The 16,945-nt window shown below is 67.8% G+C and carries 22 protein-coding genes; 5 read left to right on the forward strand and 17 right to left on the reverse strand.

From position 1 onward, the window contains the following. Window positions 1–3 precede the first annotated feature (3 nt). Window positions 4–897 carry a phenylalanine 4-monooxygenase gene (gene phhA, locus IU514_RS04490; RefSeq protein ID WP_194929875.1) on the reverse strand — a complete coding sequence of 298 codons (894 nt, stop codon included), beginning with the start codon at window positions 895–897 and terminating at the stop codon, window positions 4–6. Window positions 898–1,029: 132 nt separating this feature from the next. On the opposite strand from phhA, the gene IU514_RS04495 reads away from it, so the two are divergent. Beyond that, window positions 1,030–1,503, forward strand: a complete 474-nt coding sequence (locus tag IU514_RS04495; RefSeq protein ID WP_194929876.1) for an Lrp/AsnC family transcriptional regulator — start codon at window positions 1,030–1,032, stop codon at window positions 1,501–1,503. Between the two features lie 12 nt (window positions 1,504–1,515). Here IU514_RS04495 and IU514_RS04500 read toward each other — a convergent pair whose 3' ends face one another. The 5 genes from IU514_RS04500 to IU514_RS04520 form a co-directional block, all read right to left on the reverse strand. Continuing rightward, window positions 1,516–1,944, reverse strand: a complete 429-nt coding sequence (locus IU514_RS04500; protein WP_194929877.1) for an EF-hand domain-containing protein — start codon at window positions 1,942–1,944, stop codon at window positions 1,516–1,518. Between the two features lie 170 nt (window positions 1,945–2,114). Then, entirely contained in the window at window positions 2,115–3,179 is a 1,065-nt protein-coding gene (locus IU514_RS04505) for a patatin-like phospholipase family protein (RefSeq protein WP_194929878.1), read from the reverse strand. Between the two features lie 181 nt (window positions 3,180–3,360). Then, window positions 3,361–3,921 carry an outer membrane beta-barrel protein gene (locus IU514_RS04510; protein WP_194929879.1) on the reverse strand — a complete coding sequence of 187 codons (561 nt, stop codon included), beginning with the start codon at window positions 3,919–3,921 and terminating at the stop codon, window positions 3,361–3,363. A gap of 185 nt (window positions 3,922–4,106) precedes the next feature. Then, entirely contained in the window at window positions 4,107–5,126 is a 1,020-nt protein-coding gene (locus tag IU514_RS04515; protein ID WP_194929880.1) for a TIGR00266 family protein, read from the reverse strand. A gap of 74 nt (window positions 5,127–5,200) precedes the next feature. Then, window positions 5,201–6,859 carry a M28 family metallopeptidase gene (locus IU514_RS04520; protein WP_194929881.1) on the reverse strand — a complete coding sequence of 553 codons (1,659 nt, stop codon included), beginning with the start codon at window positions 6,857–6,859 and terminating at the stop codon, window positions 5,201–5,203. A 120-nt stretch (window positions 6,860–6,979) separates the two neighbouring features. On the opposite strand from IU514_RS04520, the gene IU514_RS04525 reads away from it, so the two are divergent. Further along, complete coding sequence (locus IU514_RS04525; RefSeq protein WP_324187778.1) at window positions 6,980–7,609, forward strand: DUF2238 domain-containing protein; 630 nt, start codon at window positions 6,980–6,982, stop codon at window positions 7,607–7,609. On the opposite strand, the gene IU514_RS04530 is transcribed toward IU514_RS04525, so the two are convergent. After that, window positions 7,603–7,863 (reverse strand): hypothetical protein, encoded by a 261-nt coding sequence (locus tag IU514_RS04530; RefSeq protein WP_194929883.1) that lies wholly within the window; start codon window positions 7,861–7,863, stop codon window positions 7,603–7,605. The genes IU514_RS04525 and IU514_RS04530 overlap by 7 nt on opposite strands. 176 nt (window positions 7,864–8,039) lie before the next feature. Next, a complete protein-coding gene (locus IU514_RS04535) occupies window positions 8,040–8,744 on the reverse strand; it encodes a UPF0149 family protein (protein ID WP_194929884.1) in 705 nt (234 codons plus the stop codon). A gap of 102 nt (window positions 8,745–8,846) precedes the next feature. On the opposite strand from IU514_RS04535, the gene IU514_RS04540 reads away from it, so the two are divergent. After that, on the forward strand, window positions 8,847–9,230 hold the full coding sequence (locus IU514_RS04540; protein WP_194929885.1) for a YchJ family protein: 384 nt from the start codon (window positions 8,847–8,849) through the stop codon (window positions 9,228–9,230). An 87-nt stretch (window positions 9,231–9,317) separates the two neighbouring features. Here the strand turns inward: IU514_RS04540 and IU514_RS04545 are convergent, their stop codons facing one another. The 5 genes from IU514_RS04545 to queF all read right to left on the reverse strand — a co-directional run bounded on the left by IU514_RS04545 (window position 9,318) and on the right by queF (window position 11,951). Next, on the reverse strand, window positions 9,318–9,806 hold the full coding sequence (locus IU514_RS04545; protein WP_194929886.1) for a hypothetical protein: 489 nt from the start codon (window positions 9,804–9,806) through the stop codon (window positions 9,318–9,320). 70 nt (window positions 9,807–9,876) lie between these two features. Continuing rightward, window positions 9,877–10,185, reverse strand: a complete 309-nt coding sequence (locus IU514_RS04550; protein ID WP_194929887.1) for a LysM peptidoglycan-binding domain-containing protein — start codon at window positions 10,183–10,185, stop codon at window positions 9,877–9,879. A 136-nt stretch (window positions 10,186–10,321) separates the two neighbouring features. Continuing rightward, window positions 10,322–10,678: a gamma-glutamylcyclotransferase family protein gene (locus tag IU514_RS04555; protein ID WP_194929888.1), complete on the reverse strand. Its 357-nt coding sequence runs from the start codon at window positions 10,676–10,678 to the stop codon at window positions 10,322–10,324. 5 nt (window positions 10,679–10,683) lie between these two features. Further along, entirely contained in the window at window positions 10,684–11,100 is a 417-nt protein-coding gene (locus IU514_RS04560; RefSeq protein WP_194929889.1) for a hypothetical protein, read from the reverse strand. Window positions 11,101–11,126: 26 nt separating this feature from the next. Continuing rightward, window positions 11,127–11,951, reverse strand: coding sequence for an NADPH-dependent 7-cyano-7-deazaguanine reductase QueF (queF, locus tag IU514_RS04565; protein WP_194929890.1), 825 nt, complete (start codon window positions 11,949–11,951; stop codon window positions 11,127–11,129). Window positions 11,952–12,083: 132 nt separating this feature from the next. On the opposite strand from queF, the gene IU514_RS04570 reads away from it, so the two are divergent. Next, window positions 12,084–12,725, forward strand: coding sequence for a glutathione S-transferase family protein (locus IU514_RS04570; protein WP_194929891.1), 642 nt, complete (start codon window positions 12,084–12,086; stop codon window positions 12,723–12,725). A gap of 33 nt (window positions 12,726–12,758) precedes the next feature. On the opposite strand, the gene IU514_RS04575 is transcribed toward IU514_RS04570, so the two are convergent. The 4 genes from IU514_RS04575 to IU514_RS04590 all read right to left on the reverse strand — a co-directional run bounded on the left by IU514_RS04575 (window position 12,759) and on the right by IU514_RS04590 (window position 15,448). Then, window positions 12,759–13,118, reverse strand: a complete 360-nt coding sequence (locus tag IU514_RS04575) for a hypothetical protein (protein WP_194929892.1) — start codon at window positions 13,116–13,118, stop codon at window positions 12,759–12,761. Window positions 13,119–13,184: 66 nt separating this feature from the next. Beyond that, a complete protein-coding gene (locus IU514_RS04580; RefSeq protein ID WP_194929893.1) occupies window positions 13,185–14,507 on the reverse strand; it encodes a M20 family metallopeptidase in 1,323 nt (440 codons plus the stop codon). Window positions 14,508–14,610: 103 nt separating this feature from the next. Continuing rightward, window positions 14,611–14,970: an MmcQ/YjbR family DNA-binding protein gene (locus IU514_RS04585; RefSeq protein ID WP_194929894.1), complete on the reverse strand. Its 360-nt coding sequence runs from the start codon at window positions 14,968–14,970 to the stop codon at window positions 14,611–14,613. Window positions 14,971–15,001: 31 nt separating this feature from the next. After that, entirely contained in the window at window positions 15,002–15,448 is a 447-nt protein-coding gene (locus IU514_RS04590) for a hypothetical protein (protein WP_194929895.1), read from the reverse strand. A gap of 148 nt (window positions 15,449–15,596) precedes the next feature. Between IU514_RS04590 and IU514_RS04595 the strand changes: the two genes are divergently transcribed. Then, complete coding sequence (locus tag IU514_RS04595) at window positions 15,597–16,940, forward strand: APC family permease (RefSeq protein ID WP_194929896.1); 1,344 nt, start codon at window positions 15,597–15,599, stop codon at window positions 16,938–16,940. Window positions 16,941–16,945 lie beyond the last annotated feature (5 nt).

The following is a 16,945-nucleotide window of genomic DNA, read 5'->3' on the forward strand; positions in this document are numbered from 1 at the left end:
GGTTCAGACGTCGCCGTCGCTCAGCCAGCCTTCGCCGGTGCCGCGGTTGAACACCACGTCGGTGTCGAGGACGTTGCCGGCCGGGATCGACTCCTGCTGCGCCAGCTTCGCGTAGAGCGGCGTGAAGTCCGGCGTCGTGGCTTCCATCAACTGCTCGTAGCTGTCGATGACGAAGTAGGTCTTCTGGTAGGTATCGATGCGGTAGCGCGTGCGCATGATCCGCTCGAGGTCGAAACCGATGCGGTTGGGCGCCTTCGATTCCAGGCAGTGGATCGACTCGCCCTTCGACGACACGATGCCGCTGCCGTAGATGCGCAGGCCGTCGTCCTGCTTGATCAGGCCAAACTCCACCGTGTACCAGTACAGGCGCGTCAGGTTGACCAGCGCCTCCGGGCCGATGCCGTGCGCCTTCACGCCGCCCTTTCCGTAGGCCTGCATGTAGTCGGCGAAGACCGGGTTCATCAGCAGCGGCACGTGGCCGAACAGGTCGTGGAACAGGTCCGGCTCGGACAGGTAGTCCAGCTGTTCGGGGCGACGGATCCACCACGTCACCGGGAAACGGCGGTTGGCGAGGTGATCGAAGAAGGTCAGCTCCGGCAGCAGGCCCTCGACGCCGACCAGTTCCCAGCCCGTCGCCTTGCGCAGCATGCGGTTGAGGTCGTCGAACTTCGGGATGCGGTCGGACGACATGCCCATCGCTTCCTGCGTGCGCAGGAATTCGTCCGAGGCACGGCCGACCAGCACTTCGCGCTGGCGCTTGAACAGCGTCGCCCAGACCTCGTGGTCGGTCGACGAATAGCTCGCCCAGGGCTGCTCGACCACGGCCGTCGTATACACCGGCACATAGCCCTTGTCGGTGAGCTGGTGTTCGACGCGGGTGGGGGTATTGAGGTTCATGGGGCGCCTGGGGGTGGGCTTTGTGACCATCGTCAATGTATCCGGCGAATCACGCAACAGGCTTGCGTTATTGCGGGTTTCACCGGGGCGAGTGCATGATTGTTGCGCATTAAGCTGAACAGGCACACGAATATGCCGGCCATCGAACTCGACCGCACCGACCTGCAGTTGCTGGCCGAGCTGCAGCGCAGCGGCCGCCAGACCAACGCCGAACTGGCCGAACGCGTGCACCTGTCGGCCTCCGCCTGCCTGCGCCGGGTGCAGCGCCTCGAGCGTGAAGGCGTGATCGCCGGCTACCGCGCCGAGGTCGATCCCGACCGGCTGGGCCTCGGCCTGCAGGCGTTTGTGCGCGTCCAGCTGGCCCGCCACGATGCCGACGCGATCACCGCGTTCGGCGAGTTCGTCAACGCCTGGGACGAAGTCGTCGCCTGCCACGCCCTCACCGGCGACATGGACTACCTGCTGCAGATCGTCGTGAAGGACCTCGACCACTTCTCGCACTTCCTGCTCGACCGCCTGCTCAACCAGGCCGGCGTCGCCGACGTGAACTCCAGCTTCGTGCTGCGCACGGTCAAGGCATTCCGCGGCATGCCGCTGCCCTGGTGACGAAGGCGCCGCTCAGGGCCGCTGTGCCGGAATGCCGAAGCCCGACTTCATTTCGGCCAGGTCCAGGTTGCCGTCCCGACTGCTGTCGAGCCAGTCGAACCGCATCTCACCCGCGCGCCGCAACTCCTCGTCGTTGAGTTCGCCGTCTTCATTGCGGTCGGCGACGCGGATCCGGTCGGCGGCGGATGCCATGCCGTCCTCCTGCGGGCCCAGGACCGCCTCGAGCTCATCGGCGGTGATGCGGTAGTTGCGGTCGCTGTCGAGCACCTTGAACAGCATGTTGCTGTCGTACTCGGCCTTGCTGACGAGACCGTCACGATTGGTGTCGAGCGCTTCGAAGCGATCGGTGGCGGTGCCGGGGATCGTCTGCGCGAAGCACATGCCGGCGGCGGCGAGGCCGATGGCGAGCATCGCGGAAACACGAAGGGAGGAAACGGTCATGGCCGGACTCCTGGGCGAGGTGCCCTGCTTCAGGGAACGCATCTCCACGCAACGCCGCAGGAGCAGCAAAGCGGTCACCTTCACGGACAATGAACGCGGGAAGCCTGAAACGGAAACGCCCGCACGATGGCGGGCGCTTCATGACGGAGTTCCAGGACGGCGGTGGCGGCTTAGTTGCTCACGCCCGCGCACGCCGGATCGTCGCGCTTGATCACGCGCGTCCAGCTCTTCTGCGACTCCTCGCATTGCGCCTTCAGTCGCGCGGCTTCCTCGGCGCGCGCCCTGGCCGTGGCGGCCGCGGTGACGGCATCGAGTCGCGACTTCTGCAGTTGCGCGATCTTCGCCCGGATCTGTGGCATCGCCGCGAGCGCGGCCTTCTCGCCCTGCAGGATCGCGTTGTGGCGCTGCTCGAAATCGGCCGCACCGATCTCCAGCACCTGCGGGCGGATCACGATGTCGGCGCGCGCGAGTTCCTGCTGGCCGAGCTTCTGGCCCATGATCGTGATCGACTGGTTGATGTTGCCGAGCACGCTGCCCGGATTCTTGCCGCTGGCCTTGCTGGAGATGTCGACCGCGATGACGAAGTCGGCGCCGAGCTGTCGCGCGGCATCCACCGGCACCGGGCTGACCACACCGCCGTCGACGTAATGCGACTTGCCGATCGCGACCGCCTCGAACACGCCCGGGATGCTGCTCGATGCGCGCACGGCCTGGCCGGTGTTGCCGCGCACGAAGAACGTGCGCTTGCCGGTCTCCAGTTCCGTCGCCACCGCCGCGAACGGTTTGCGCAGGCCTTCGATCTTGCGATCACCGACCAGCTGGTTGACGTAGTCCTGCAGCTTCTGGCCCTTCACCACGCCGCCGGAGAACAGGCTGACGTCGCGGATGCTGTCCTCGTCGAGCGCGACGGCGTGCTGCTGCATCTGGAACGCGTCCATGCCACTGGCGTACAGCGCGCCGACGACGCTGCCCGCACTGGTACCGGCCACGACCACGGGCTGGAAGCCGTTGGCTTCCAGCATCTTGATCACGCCGATGTGGGCGAACCCCTTGGCCGCGCCACCGCCGAGGGCGAGGCCGATGCGGACCTTCGGCGGCGCTGCCACCGGGGCCACGGGCGCCACCACGGTGGGCTGAGGCGGTGCGGTCTTGACGGTTTCACCGCCGCCGCACGCGGCGAGCAGCAGGGCGGTGGCGGACAGCAGCGGCAGGCGCAGCCGGCGGAACGGATTCATGGTCGTGCGGCGGAAGGGAGCGAGCGAGGCGCGCAGCATAGCCGGTCCCGGGCGCCGGGTCGGTCCCGGCAGGCGCAGATGTGCGGGGACGATTCATGCCGGGTGACCGGTGCCGCAAAAACGGCGACGGCCACCCGGAGGCAGCCGTCGCAGCTTGCAGCGAAATGCCACCCTGGACCGATCAGAAGCGGTATTCGCCGCTGACCGACAGGACGTCGGCGTCGATGTCCGCGTCGTCGAGATCAGCCTGATAACGGGTGTAGTTCAGACCCAGGCCGAAATGGCGGTTGATGTCATAGCCGGCGTTCACGCCGAAGTACGGACCGAACGAGCTTTCGTCGTCCTCGACGTCGAAGCCGTCGCGAACCTGCGCGGTGACGTAGGCAAGACCGGCGCGGCCGCCGATGTAGAAACCGTTGCCGTCAGCGCCGAAGTTCTTCTTCGCCACCACGCCACCGGCGAGGCTGAACACGTCGAAGTCGAGGTCGCGATCGAGTTCCTGGTTGTACAGCAGCGTGTAGTTGCCTTCGACGCCGAAGTTGGCGTTGAACCAGTAGCCGCCGCCCGCGCCGATCGCGGTGTCGTCGTCGCTGACGGAGAATCCGCCGGCCGAAACCTCGAAGTCGGTCGAGCCGATCTCGCCGCGGACGAAGGCCTGATGGCCCTGGCCCTCGGCCGCGAACACGGGCATGGACAGCGCGGCCAGCGCCACGGCGCACGCCAGCGAAACAGCATTCTTCATTGCAAGCTCCCTTCGGATTGGTGCCCGTCACTGGGCGCGCTGCACCTTGCCCGCGCTGCGTATCCGCGTCAACGGAAAGCGCGCCATCCAGGTGCTCCGATGGAGCAAAGGGGGAACCGCGTCGCGGTTCCCCGTGCACTCACAGCGCAATCAAGATCGCGAAACCCTTTTCAGCCGCGGGCTCGTCAGAAGTTGTTGTCGCCGTCGAGGATGCGGCCGAGGCCGCCGAGCACCGAGCCTTCGCCGCGGTTCTGGCCACCGCCCTGTGGTGCCGCGGCCAGCATGCGGCCGGCCATGCGCGAGAACGGCAGCGACTGCAGCCAGACCTTGCCGGGACCGGACAGTGTCGCCAGGAACACGCCTTCGCCGCCGAACAGCATGCTCTTGATGCCACCGACCGGACGCACGTCCATCGACACGGTGTCGTGGAATGCCATCACGCAGCCGGTGTCGACGTCGATGCGTTCGCCGGCGCGCAGCTCGCGCTCGACCACGGTGCCGCCCGCGTGCACGAACACCCAGCCATCGCCTTCGAGCTTCTGCATGACGAAGCCCTCGCCACCGAACAGGCCGGTGAGGATCTTGCGCTGGAAGAAGATGCCGACCGTCACGCCACGCGCGCCTGCCAGGAAGCTGTCCTTCTGGCAGATCAGGCGGCCGCCGTGCTCGTCGAGCTTCATCGCCAGCACGGTGCCGGGATACGGCGCGGCGAAGGCGACCTTGGCCTTGCCGCTGCCGGTGTGGGTGAACATCGTCGTGAAAAGACTTTCACCGGTCAGCACGCGCTTGCCCGCCGACAGCAGCTTGTCCATGAAGCCGCCGCCCTGACCGGTATGGCGGCCATCGCCGAACACCGTGTCCATCTGCACGCTGGCGTCCTTGAACATCAGCGCGCCGGCTTCGGCAATCGCGCTTTCGCCCGGGTCGAGTTCGACTTCGACGAACTGCATGTCGTTGCCGACGATGCGGTAGTCGATGTCGTCGCTGCGGCGGCTCGCCGGCGACGGCAGCGGCGGAAGCACCGGCGGCGTGGTGTCGACCGCGTCGGCGAACTCCGGCATCGACTTGACCACCTGCCAGCCCGACAGGCCCTCGCGCCAGCACAGGTCGTTGGGATGGGCGCGTGCGTGCGCCTGCGCGGCGTCAGCGTCGAATGGGCCGACGCGCTGGCTGCTGCCGGCGGAAACGAAATACCACTGGGTCATGGCGGCGTCCTTGGGGGAGTTGGAACTGGAGCGGCGAGTGTAATGGCGCAGTGCCCGGCGGCATGCGCCGGAGGTCATTGGTGCGCGGACGTGGGCCGGCCGAACTTCTCGCCGAAGAAATCGCCGGCGTTCCAGCGCGGGCGCTCCGGCGCGTCGGCGATGCCGCGGCCGATGCGGGCGTTGAGCAGGGCCAGGCGCGCGGCGTCGCCGTACTGGATCGGCTGCGATACGTCGTCGCCCGGCTGGTGATAGTGGTGGTGCAGGAAGCCCTGGTAGCTCTTCTTCGCATCGCCACCGTCGCGACCGCGATACCCGCCGGTGAGGTACACCGCCGGAACGCCGGCGCGGATGAAGGCGTACTGGTCGCTGCGCACGAACACCGTTTCTTCCGGCGCGGGATCCGGCGACAGCTCCACGCCCGCTTCCCTCGCCGCCGCCTGCACCAGCGGCTGCAGCGTCGAGTGCTCCAGCCCGATCGGCACGACGTCGAGTGTCGGCACCAGCATCACCGGCATGTCCATGTTGACGTTGGCGACCATCGATTCGCGCGGCACTGTCGGATGCTGCGCGAACCAGGCCGCGCCGAGCAGCCCCTTCTCCTCGGCGGTGACCGCGACGAACAGCAGCGAGCGCTTCGGCGGCGTCGGCTCGTGGGCGAGGCGGTTGGCCGCTTCCAGCATCACCGCGATGCCGAGCGCGTTGTCGAGCGCGCCGTTGTAGATCGCATCGCCGTTAACCGGTGCGCCGATGCCGACATGGTCGAGGTGGGCGGTGAAGACCACGTTCTCGTCCTTGCGTTCCGTGCCTTCCAGGCGCGCGACGACGTTGCGCGATTCCACCGGCGTGATCGTGGTGCGCGCCGACAGCCGCACGGTGCCCGGGAGATCGAACGCGCGCAGCTTGCCGTCGCGCAGTTGCTGGAACAGCGTCGCGGCATCGTGGCCTGCCATCGACAGCAGCGCCGCCGCTGCCGCTGCGCTCACGCTCGCGCTGACGCGCAATTCGGGGAACGTATCCAGACCCTTGCCGTCCGCGCCGCGCAGCCGCATCGACGGCCGCGCCCAGTTGCCGGCGCTGCGTTCCCACGGCGACTGCTTCTGCTCGTCGTCGGTCTGTACCTGGATCACGCCGACCGCACCGCGCCGCACCAGTTCCTCGTTCTTGGTGCGCGTGGACGAATAGAACGCCCGGCGATCGTTGTCGAAGCGCGCCGGCGCGCCGCCGAGCAGCACCGCGATCTTGCCTTTGACATCGACGCCGGCGAAATCGTCCTGGCCGAGTTCCGGAGCGTGCACGCCCTGTGCGACGAACACCGCCGGCGCCTCGATGCGTGCGTCGGCCTCATTGAAGTTGACGCCCGGCAGGAACTGCTCGCGGAACGCCAGCGAGCGCGATGCGCCGTCGCGCACGATCGTCAGCTCGCCGCCGTTGTCCACGCGCACGCCGCGCAGCATCGGAACGCGCTGGTAGTAGCTGCCGTCGTCGCCGGCCGGCGCCAGGCCGATTGCGCGCATGCGCTGGGCGACATACAGCGCCGCCAGATCGTAGCCGCGCGTGCCGGCCTCGCGGCCCTCGAGCAGATCGTCGGCGAGGAAGCGCACGTCCGCCTCGATCCGGCGCGCATCGGCGCGTGCGGTCGCATCGTAGGCCTCGCGCTGCGGAGCGGCCGGTGGCGTTGCAGGCTTGCACGAAACAAGCAGGACAAGGAGTACGGGCAGCACGGCGTTGCGCATCGGCGGGATTCCGGTCGGCAGGACGCAGGCGACGCTATCACCGCGGTGCGGTGGCACCAACTGCCGGATCGGCCATGAATGCCGGACTATGCTCGCATCGCCCCCATGCCAGGAGTCCTCGTGGCCATCGCATCGATCGCTCGTCCGCCGTCGCGTCATGAGGCCTGGCTGCTGCTCGCCATCGTCATTGCCGCGCTGATCGCATCGGGCATCGCGCCGAAGGACCGGCTGACCTGGTTCATGGAAGTGGTCTGGGTGATCGCCGCCCTGCCGCTGGTCGTGCTGGCGTGGCGCCGATTCCCGCTGACGCGGCTGCTGTGCTGGCTGCTCGCGGCGCACGCGCTGGTGCTGATCTACGGCGGGGCCTACACCTACTCCGAGACGCCATTGGGCTTCTGGCTGCGCGATACCTTGGGTCTGATGCGCAATCCGTGGGATCGCGTCGGGCACTTCATGCAGGGCTTCGTTCCGGCGATCCTGGCGCGCGAGCTGCTACTGCGCCTTACGCCGCTGCAGCGCGGTGGCTGGCTGGTTTACCTGGTGCTGGCCGCGGCGCTGAGCTTCAGCGCGCTGTTCGAGCTGATCGAGTGGTGGGCGGCGTTGTTCTACGGCGCGCAGGCGGACGCATTCCTCGCCACGCAGGGCGATGTCTGGGACACGCAGTGGGACATGTTCCTGTGCCTGTGCGGCGCGGCGCTGTCACTGCTGGTGTGGTCGCGCATGCACGACCGCCAGCTCGGGCTTCAGTAGGCCCAGCCCAGGCCGTCGTCCACCAGGTCGAGCAGGTCGCCGAAGCTGGCCACGTGATGCCACTGGCCATCGTCTTCGTCCACCAGCACCTCGCAGGCGACGCGTTCCTGCGTCCACAGGTCCTGCGCCGCGATCCTGGCGTTCTGCAGGGCGGAGAAACGGTTGGGATAACGGATGGTGGGATGGCCGCGCAGGGTGCAGGCGACTTCCCAGTGGTCGCCTACCGGGGCGACGAAAAACTTGGTACGTAGCATCGGTTCGAGGATTTCTGCGGACGGCCCCGGGACACCGCCGGCCGGAGCTGGCGGAATGGATCGACGCGGGGGTGGCGCAAGATCGCACGGATCCGGCCTCAAGGCCAGATCTGTGACCGGTTACACGCTTCTTGGGGACTTAACCGTTCAGCCAAGGCGCCGTCTGGGCGCTCCGCTCACGCGCCGCAGCACTTCTTGTACTTCTTGCCGCTGCCGCAGGGGCAGGGCTCGTTGCGGTCCGGCGTCGCCTCGCGACGGATCGGCTCGCGCGGGGTCAGGGCGTGGATCCGGTGCTGGTGCAGGTCGGCCAGCATGTCCGGCAGCGAGGCGATGATCTCCAGGCGTTCGCGGTAGCTGACTGGCGTGCCCGGCTGCTCGGGGTCCTCGCCGACGACCTCACCGCTGGCGAGGCGGTCGAAGCGTAGGAAGATCTCGTCGATCCACTCTTCCTCGTCGAGCCACTGGTCCCAGGCCATCTCGGCCAGCTCGACGCCGCGGAAGAAGCCGAACGCCCAGTCGCGGCCAACGTCGAGCTCGTCGTCCTGCTCCTCCTCCGGGTCCTCGGGCAGCCACAGCAGCGGTGCGAGATGGTCGGGCAGGTCGTCATCGCCGTGGCGCACGCGCTGGCTGACCATGTTCCAGTGGCCCTGCAGCAGCGCCTCGACCTCGGCGCGCTCCTCGTCGTCCTTCCAGCGCGGTGGCGTGCCCCACACGGCGCCCTGCCACTGCTCGAACGGAACCGTCTCCGGCGATACCGCCAGTGCCGACAGGTAGCCATCCAGGGCTTCCAGGTTGAAGCCCTTGAACGGCACCGCACGCTGTTCGAGCAGTTCGGCCAGTTGTTCGATCTGCTTGTCGTCGAGGTAGGCGGGGGCTTTCATGCGGGGGCAACCGGTATCGCGGGGGCGGACATGGTAGTCGCAGAGGCGTGCTCTCGCCGAGAATCCACCCCCGACCCCGGTTCATCCGACGCCCGCATCGCCATGCCCGCCTGTCCCTGCCGCCCCGATCGTCCCTACGCCGCGTGCTGCGGGCGACTGCATGCGGGAGCCCAGGCGGAGACCGCGGAAGCGCTGATGCGTTCGCGCTACAGCGCCTATGTGCTGGGCCATCGCGACTACCTGCTGGCCACCTGGCACCCGGACACGCGGCCGGCCGACCTTGACCTGGGCGATACCGCGGCTACGCGCTGGCTCGGGCTGGACGTGAAGCGGCACGCCGTCACTGGACCGGACAGCGCGATCGTCGAGTTCGTCGCGCGCTACCGCATCGGCGGCGCGCATGCCGTGCGCCTGCACGAGCTCAGCCGTTTCGTGCGCGAGGATGGCCGCTGGTACTACGTCGACGGCGATTTCCCGAAGCGCTGACGGTCCGCCAAAAAAAGGGCGCGGTCATGACCGCGCCCAGACTTGCCCGCCCCTGCGGCGGAGAGAGATCCGAATCGTGGGGAAGTATTACTTCACCTCGAACTCGGTGGTCTGTGCCGGCGTGCCGTTCAACGCGACTTCGGCCTTGTACTTGCCAGCCGGCCACGGGTTGGAGTTCGAGAACTCGATGTTGGTGGTCTCGGCACCGGTGGTATTGAGCATCTGCTTCTGCTCGCCGGCGGTCTGGCCGTCCTGGTAGGTCAGCCTGGCGGCGACCTCGACGTTGCTGGCGGTGCCGTCGGTGCCGATCGAGACGATGATCTTGTCGCTCGGCTTGAACATCGTCGTCGGCATCGCGATCTTCTTGTCGGCGCCGGCGGCCGTGCCGAGCGTGACCGAGCTGACGGTCGCCATCGCCGGAGCCGGAGCCGGCGGCATCGGAGCCGGTTCGACCGGCGCGGGCGCCGGGGCCGGCGTGATCGCTACGGGTTCTTCCTTCTTCTTGCAGCCCACCACCGCCAGCGAGGCGATCAGCGCCGTGGCCAGGGCGTAACGGGTACGGTTGCGAATCAACATGGGGATCTCTCCTTGAAACCTGTTGCAGTGTCAGGAACGTGCCGTGCCTGGAGGCCGCGTTGCGGCGAGGTCACGACTGGATGTTGGGAATCTTCAGGACCTGGCCCGGCTTGATCTTGTCCGGGTCGTCGAGCTGGTCGCGGTTGGCCTCGAAGATCGCGTTCCACTGGCTGGCCTTGCCATAGAACTGCTTGGCGATGTGCGACAGCGTGTCGCCCTTCTCCACGGTGTACGTCTGCTCGGCAGGCGCGACTTTCTCCGCGGTGGTGTCGACGCTCGCGGTAACGCCGGAGAAGTCGGCCTTCTCGACCTTTTCCGCGGTGGTGTCGACCTTGCTGGTTACGCCGGAAAAATCGGCTTTCTTGTCCGGTGTGGTCATGGGGTGGGTGCTCCTTGCCGTGATGGCGAGGGGCAACATGGCACGCTGGTTGTTAAGGAAGCATTGCGGCCGTGTGATTAATCACACAACCATTTCGCCGCGATTCAACGCACCGAAAGCAGCTTCCGTTTTGCGGTTACGCAGCGGGATCCGCGCCCCGATCTGCGCCGCTCAGACGATAGACATAAGCGTCCACCGTCGTGCCGTTGTTGCGCCTGGCAAGCGTCAGGACGCGCGTGTATCCCTCGCCTTCGAACTCGTCGATGCGGGCCCAGTAGTGGGACAGGCTGTCCGCGCTGAAGAGCAAGCCCGGTATCTCGTCGCCGTGCTCATCCAGGACGATGCCGGGATAGCCCATCACCGCACCCCAGCCCTCCTGGTACAACCGGCCCCTCACCGTCGCAGGCTCCCAGGTGCCCGGGATGTCGGCGAGAACATGTGCATTGGGCTGGCCGGGAGCCAGCGTTCCATAAACGAAGAGACGGTTCGTCATCGACGTCAGGCCGGGCCGCGAAGCGTCTTCGCGCTCCGGCGCCCAAGCAGAGCCGAGAGCACCGCCCAGGCCAGCACGACGAATACGCCCGCAACCACGCCAAGGCTGATCGCGAGCCAGACGGCGCCGCGATCGCCACCGAAGTTGAGCGCCAGGTTTCCCGCGAGGGCGATGGATACCGGAAGCCACGCGGCGGCGGCGAAGAGTGTCGCCAGCGAGACGGTGTGCAGCATCGTGCCTCGTGCGCTGAGTCCGAAGGCCGCTGCGGCCGCAGCGCACAGACCCAGCGCGGCCAGCGCGTTGCCGAGTGGAAGGCCGCCCGGCAGCAACGTCTCCAGGTAGGGCATGCCGGAGACCAGCGAAAGCATCGCCAGCGTGGCGATGGCCAGGAGCGCTGCGACGATCGTCTTCGGCAGGGTCACGGTGGCGACGACGTGGTGTGGCAGGGCTACTGGCGCTCGTCGCGACCGGCGACGGGCCTTGGCGTGCCCGGCGTCGCCCGCCACGGGTTGATGTCGAGGCCGCCACGCCGGGTGTAGCGCGCTTCCACCGACAGCTGCTGCGGGCGTGCGCGTTCCGCCAGGTCGTTGTAGATGCGTTCCACGCACTGCTCGTGGAACTCGGCGTGGTCGCGGAACGACACCAGGTAACGGAGCAGGCCGGCGCGGTCGAGCTTCGGGCCGCGGTAGGCGATAACGACGCGCGCCCAGTCGGGCTGGCCCGTGACCGGGCAGTTCGACTTCAGCAGCGCGCTGGTCAGCGTTTCGCTGACGATCTGGTCGCGGTTGGCAGCGATGTGTCCGGCGTTCGGCGGACCGTAGTCCTCGATGTCCACGTCGAGACTGTCGATGCAGTCCAGCACCGCATTGCCGTCCGCGCTTTCGTCGATCGGCGGCAGGCCGAACGCGACGTCCACTGCGGCTCCCGCTGCGCGCGTCAGGTCTTCGGCGATGCGCGAGCGCACCGCTTCCTCGCTGTCGAAGCGCGTGGCGTTGAACGAGTTGAGGTAGAGCTTCAGCGATTTCGACTCGACGAGGTTCGGCGAGGTCGCCGGCACCGACAGCGTCGCGGTCGCGGTGCGCGGCTTGCCGCGACCGTCGAGCCAGCTCAGTTCGTAGGCATGCCAGCGGTCGATGCCGGTGAAAGGCAGCGAGTCGTCGTCGACGCCGATGTGCGAGCGGCCGAGCGCGCGCGGGATCGGGAACAGCAGGGCGGCGTCGTACTCGCGCGGGTAGTCGACGTGGCGGCCGAGGGGGAGGTCCTGGTGGGTCATGCGGCGATTTTAACCGCCCCCGGCGTGCAGGCCGGGCATGCGCCGCCGGTCGCTGCCGCGCTGCAAGGATCGGATATCGCCACCACGCCCGCCACGGGACACTGGCGCCCGGCTTCCCGATCGCCCTCCCCCATGATCACCCTGTACGACTACCTGCCCTCGCAGAACGCCTGGAAAGTGCGCCAGCTGCTGCACCACCTGCAGATCCCGCACGACACCCGCTTCGTCAGCATCTTCGAAGGCGAGGGTCGCGCGCCGGCCTACCGCGCCATCAGCCCCACCGGCACGGTGCCGGCGATCGTGCTGGACGACGGCCGCGCGCTGTCCGAGTCGAACGCGATCCTGATGTACCTGGCCGACGGCACGCGCTACCTGCCCGCCGACGCCTACGGCCGCGCCAAGGTCTGGCAGTGGCTGTCGTTCGAGCAGGAGCGCATCGAAAGCCAGATCGGCGCACTGCGCCACTGGACACTGACCGGCAAGCTGCCGCGCCGCGCGCCCGTATTGGTCGAGGCCAAGCGCGCGGCCGGCTTGAACTCACTGGGGATTCTCGACGCCGAACTGTCGACGCGTGATTTCATCGCCGGCGATGAATACACCGTCGCCGACATCGCGGTGTTCGCCTACGCCAGCCTTGCCGGCGAGGCCGGCTTCGAACTGGCGCCTTATCCGAACTTCCGCGAATGGATCGATCGGGTGCGTGCGCAGCCCGGGTACCTGGCGCAGATGCACCCGTACTCGATCGATCCGCACTCGGTGAAGGAGCTGGGTTGAGGCCTGCAGGACGCCGCCCTCGAAAAAATCCGGTCAGGAAGTGCGTACCAGGATGCAAGCCGCGAGCAAGGCGAAACTGAGAAACAGGTAGCTGTAAACGGCGGGGTACTCACCCAGTCCCGGGACGTTATCCGACCAGCGTGCGTGCGGCGGTGCGGGATAGGCATCGAGAATCCGCCGGTTGACGACATAGATGGACACGCCGCACGCAGCAAGGAGCGACATGTAGAGCCAATTTGGAACGAACAAAGCCAGCCCTAGTGACAAGCTGAAGAGATTGAGCAACTCGAACATGGTGAGCGCGGCGCAGGCGCCCCATTGGTCCGATCCCTCGGGCGTCATGCGGCGATGCCAGCTGCGGAAAGACAGCGCGAACCTTGTGTAGATGTGCATGCTCACCGGCTCCACGGCAACGTTGCCGTCCGGGCAGGCTGCCAGCCTGCCCGGATCGCGAATACCTCAGCGCTGCGTCACCGCCGCCGCCGGCGCCCCGTGCAGGTAATCCAGCGTCACCTGCAACAGCGCTCGCAGGCCCACGTCGAGCGACGACTCGTCGAGCGCGAACTTCGGCGAGTGGTTGCTCGGCGCGGTGACCGGGTCGATGCCCGGCGCGGTGGCGCCGACGAAGAAGAACATCGACGGCACTTCCTTCGCGTAGAAGGAGAAGTCCTCCGCGCCCATCTGCAGCGGCGGCTCGATCACGTTGTCGGTGCCGACCACCGCCTGCAGGCTCGGCAGCATGCGCGCGGTCAGATCGGGATTGTTGTAGGTGACCGGATTGCCGTCGCGGTCGGGCACGCTGGCATCGGCGGTGGCGCCGTTGGCGAGGCTGACGTGCTCGGCGACGTTCTTCAGGTCGGCGAAGATCTTCTGCCGCATGCCTTCGTCGAAGGTGCGGATGGTACCGACCAGCTCGACCTCTTCGGGAATGATGTTGTAGCGGATGCCGCCCTTGATGGCGCCGAAGCTGACCACCGCCGGCAGCTTGGCGATGTCGGTGCGGCGGCTGACGATGTTCTGCGAGCTTTCGATCAGTTCCGCCGCGGTGACGATCGGATCGACACCGCCCCACGGACGCGAGCCGTGCGTCTGCCGGCCCTTCACCTTGATCGTGAACTTGTCGGAGGCCGCCATCAGCGGGCCCTGGCGCACGCCGATCTGGCCCGCCTGCAGCGTCGAGAACACGTGCAGGCCGAACACCGCGTCGGGCTTGAAGTCCTTGAACAGGCCCTGCTTCAACATCAGCGACGCGCCGCCTTCCTCGCCGTCGGGCGCGCCTTCTTCGGAAGGCTGGAACACCAGCATCACCGAGCCCGGCAGGTCGGCTTTCATCTTGACCAGCGCCTGGGCGATGCCGAGCAGGATGCCGGTGTGCGCGTCGTGGCCGCAGGCGTGCATGACACCGACGGTGTCGCCGCGGAACGTGGTGGTGACCTTGGACGCGAACGGCAGGTCGACCTGTTCGGTCACCGGCAGCGCATCCATGTCGGCGCGCAGCGCGACCTTCGGACCCGGCTTGCCACCCGGGATGATCGCGACCACGCCGTGGTTGGCGATGCCGGTGAGCGGCTTCAGGCCCATCGCACGCAGTTGCTTGGCCACTTCGGCAGCCGTGCGCGTCTCGCGGTTGGACAGTTCCGGATGCTCGTGGAAATCGCGCCGCCACTGCACGACGTTCTGCCTGACCGCGCTCGCGGCGGCGGCGACTTCGGGCCGCTCGCCCGCTTGGGCGCACGGCGCCAGCAGGGTGGCGATCAGGGCAGGCAGGATCAGACGGCGCATCGGCAATGAACTCCCCAGGTGATGGGGCGATGCTAAGGGCAAATGCCGAGTCGCGGTGCTGGCGCCAGATACCGCAAAGCGATGCCGCCATGCCAGGCGCTCGTCATTCCGCGCCGATCCTCGTCCGCATGGCCCGGCTCAGCTTGCCGAGCGCGTGCCGATACGACCAATCCACCAGTTCGCGCAGGTAGTCCTCGGGCACGCGGCGCACGTCCACCACCGTCACCCAGTGCCAGCGCCCCATCCAGCGCGCCGGCTTGATGCCGGGCTGGTCGGTCAGTTCGACAAAGCGCTCGGGCGTCACCCGGATGCTGAAGCGCCAGCGCTCCGGCTCGCTGGTCTTGAAGTAGGCGAAAGTCTTGCCGCCGACCTGGTACATCAGCACGTTCTGCGGCTCGCCCAGCTCGCGGCGAAGGGCGCCGCGGAAGCGGCTGCAGAACGTCTTGAGTTGCCTGGTGTCCATGCGTCAGTGCGGCCGTGGCCGGGCGCTGGCCCTACTTCCCCTCAAGGGCTGCATTCAGCGTGGTCTGGTCGAAATGCCTCGTCAGGCCCTCCAGGCCGGCCGCGACGGAGGGCGCGGCGAACATTTCCTGCGAAGCGACCTGGCCGAGCAGGTTGAATGCATTACCGATGGCGCCGGAGCCTTCGTACCTGTAGGCGTCGCGCAACTGGCTGCGGCACGACTCCGTCATCAACCGCATGTACAAGCCCGCGGTCTCCTTGCTCAGTGCCTCACGCTTCGAGGCCGGCATCGAGACGAACGGAGCGATGTCCTCGTTCAACGAAATCGCCGAGAAGATCCACTTCACCAGCAGGGCCTTGTCCTCTGGCGTAGTCGCGGCGACGAGGCATTTGCTGAGGTCATCGCCATAAGGTCCCGCGCTGGCGACTCCCGGAAGCAGCGCCAGCGACACCAGGCCTGCGGCCCATCCCTTCTTCATCCCCTGCTCCCGTCCCTTTTGCGAGTTCGAAGCGTAACGCGGCTACGCGACCATGTGGCCGCGGCATGTCGTGATGCCGCCCCGGACTTGGACACTGCCGTGCCAGCATGCGACCCTGCCCCGGCCCATTGCACGCGCCACGGAATCGATGAACGACGCCACCCCGCCCTCGCCCGCCCAGCCACTGCAGGGAGATGCCGCGCTGGTGCGCGCGCTGGGGCCGTTCCAGCTCGGCGCATCGATCATCAACATCATCGTCGGCGCCGGCATCTTCATGCTGCCGGCGCTGCTGTCCTCGCGCCTGGGCGCGGCCGCGCCGCTGGCCTTCGTCGCCGGTGCCATCGCGATCGTGCCGATCGCGTTGTGCTTCGCCGCGGTCGGTAGCCGAGCCGCCACCACCGGCGGCCCGTACACCTATGCGGCCGCCGCGTTCGGTCCGTTCGCGGGCTTCATCACCGGTGCGCTGATGTGGATCTGCAACGTCGCCTCCAGCGCCGGTGTCGCGGCGGCGCTGACCAGCCAGGTCGCGCATGCCTTTCCCGCGTTTGCAGAGCCGGTGCCGCGCAGCGCGCTGATCCTGGCGGTCTATGGCGCGCTGCTGGCGCTCAACGCGTTCGGCGTGAAGCTCGGCGCGCGCATGATCGTACTGCTGGCGACACTGAAGCTGACGCCGCTGTTTCTGCTCGCGTCGCTGGGCCTGTTCTTCGTCGACTGGTCACAGGTGAGCTTCGCGCTTGGCGGCATCCCGTCGTGGAGCGCGCTGGGCTCGTCGCTGGTGCTGGTGGTGTTCGCCTACTCCGGCATGGAGACCGCGCTGGTGCCCTCCGGCGAGGTGCGCGACCCGGCCAAGCATGTGCCGCGCGCGACCATGAGCGCGATCGTCATCGTCGTGCTGCTCTACATCGGCATCCAGGTGGTTTGCCAGGGCACGCTGGGCCAGGCGTTGCCCGGCAGCACCGCGCCGATCGCCGATGCCGCCGGTTCGCTGTGGACGCCGGGACGCACGCTGCTGCTGGTCACCGCCTGCGTGTCGATGCTGGGTTTCCTGATGGGCAACCTGTTCTCGTCCTCGCGCCTGCTGTTCGCACTCGGCCGCGACGGTTGCCTGCCGAGCGCGATCGGCCAGGTCGATGCGAAGCACCGCGTGCCGCGCCTGGGCCTGCTCGCGCACGCCGGCATCGCCGCCATCCTCGCGCTGGGCGGCAGCTTCGAAACGCTGGCGCTGATTTCCGGCGGCGCGATCTGCCTGGTGTTCGCCGCGGTGTCGCTGGCGGCGTGGCGTGCGCAGCGCCTGGACCTGCGCGGACACGGCGAGCCGCTGGTGTTGCCAGGCGGTCCGCTGGTGCCGGGGTTGGCGGCGCTGACGATGGCCGCGATCCTGACCACGCTGACGTCCAAGGAATGGCTGGCGATCGCGGTATCGCTGAGCGCGCTGGTGGTGATCTACGCGGTGCTCGCGGCCAGGCGCGGGCGCATCGCGCGCGCGTCGTGACGCAG

Source organism: Lysobacter niastensis (assembly GCF_015453285.1).
GTDB classification, from domain to species: Bacteria; Pseudomonadota; Gammaproteobacteria; order Xanthomonadales; family Xanthomonadaceae; genus Lysobacter_J; species Lysobacter_J niastensis.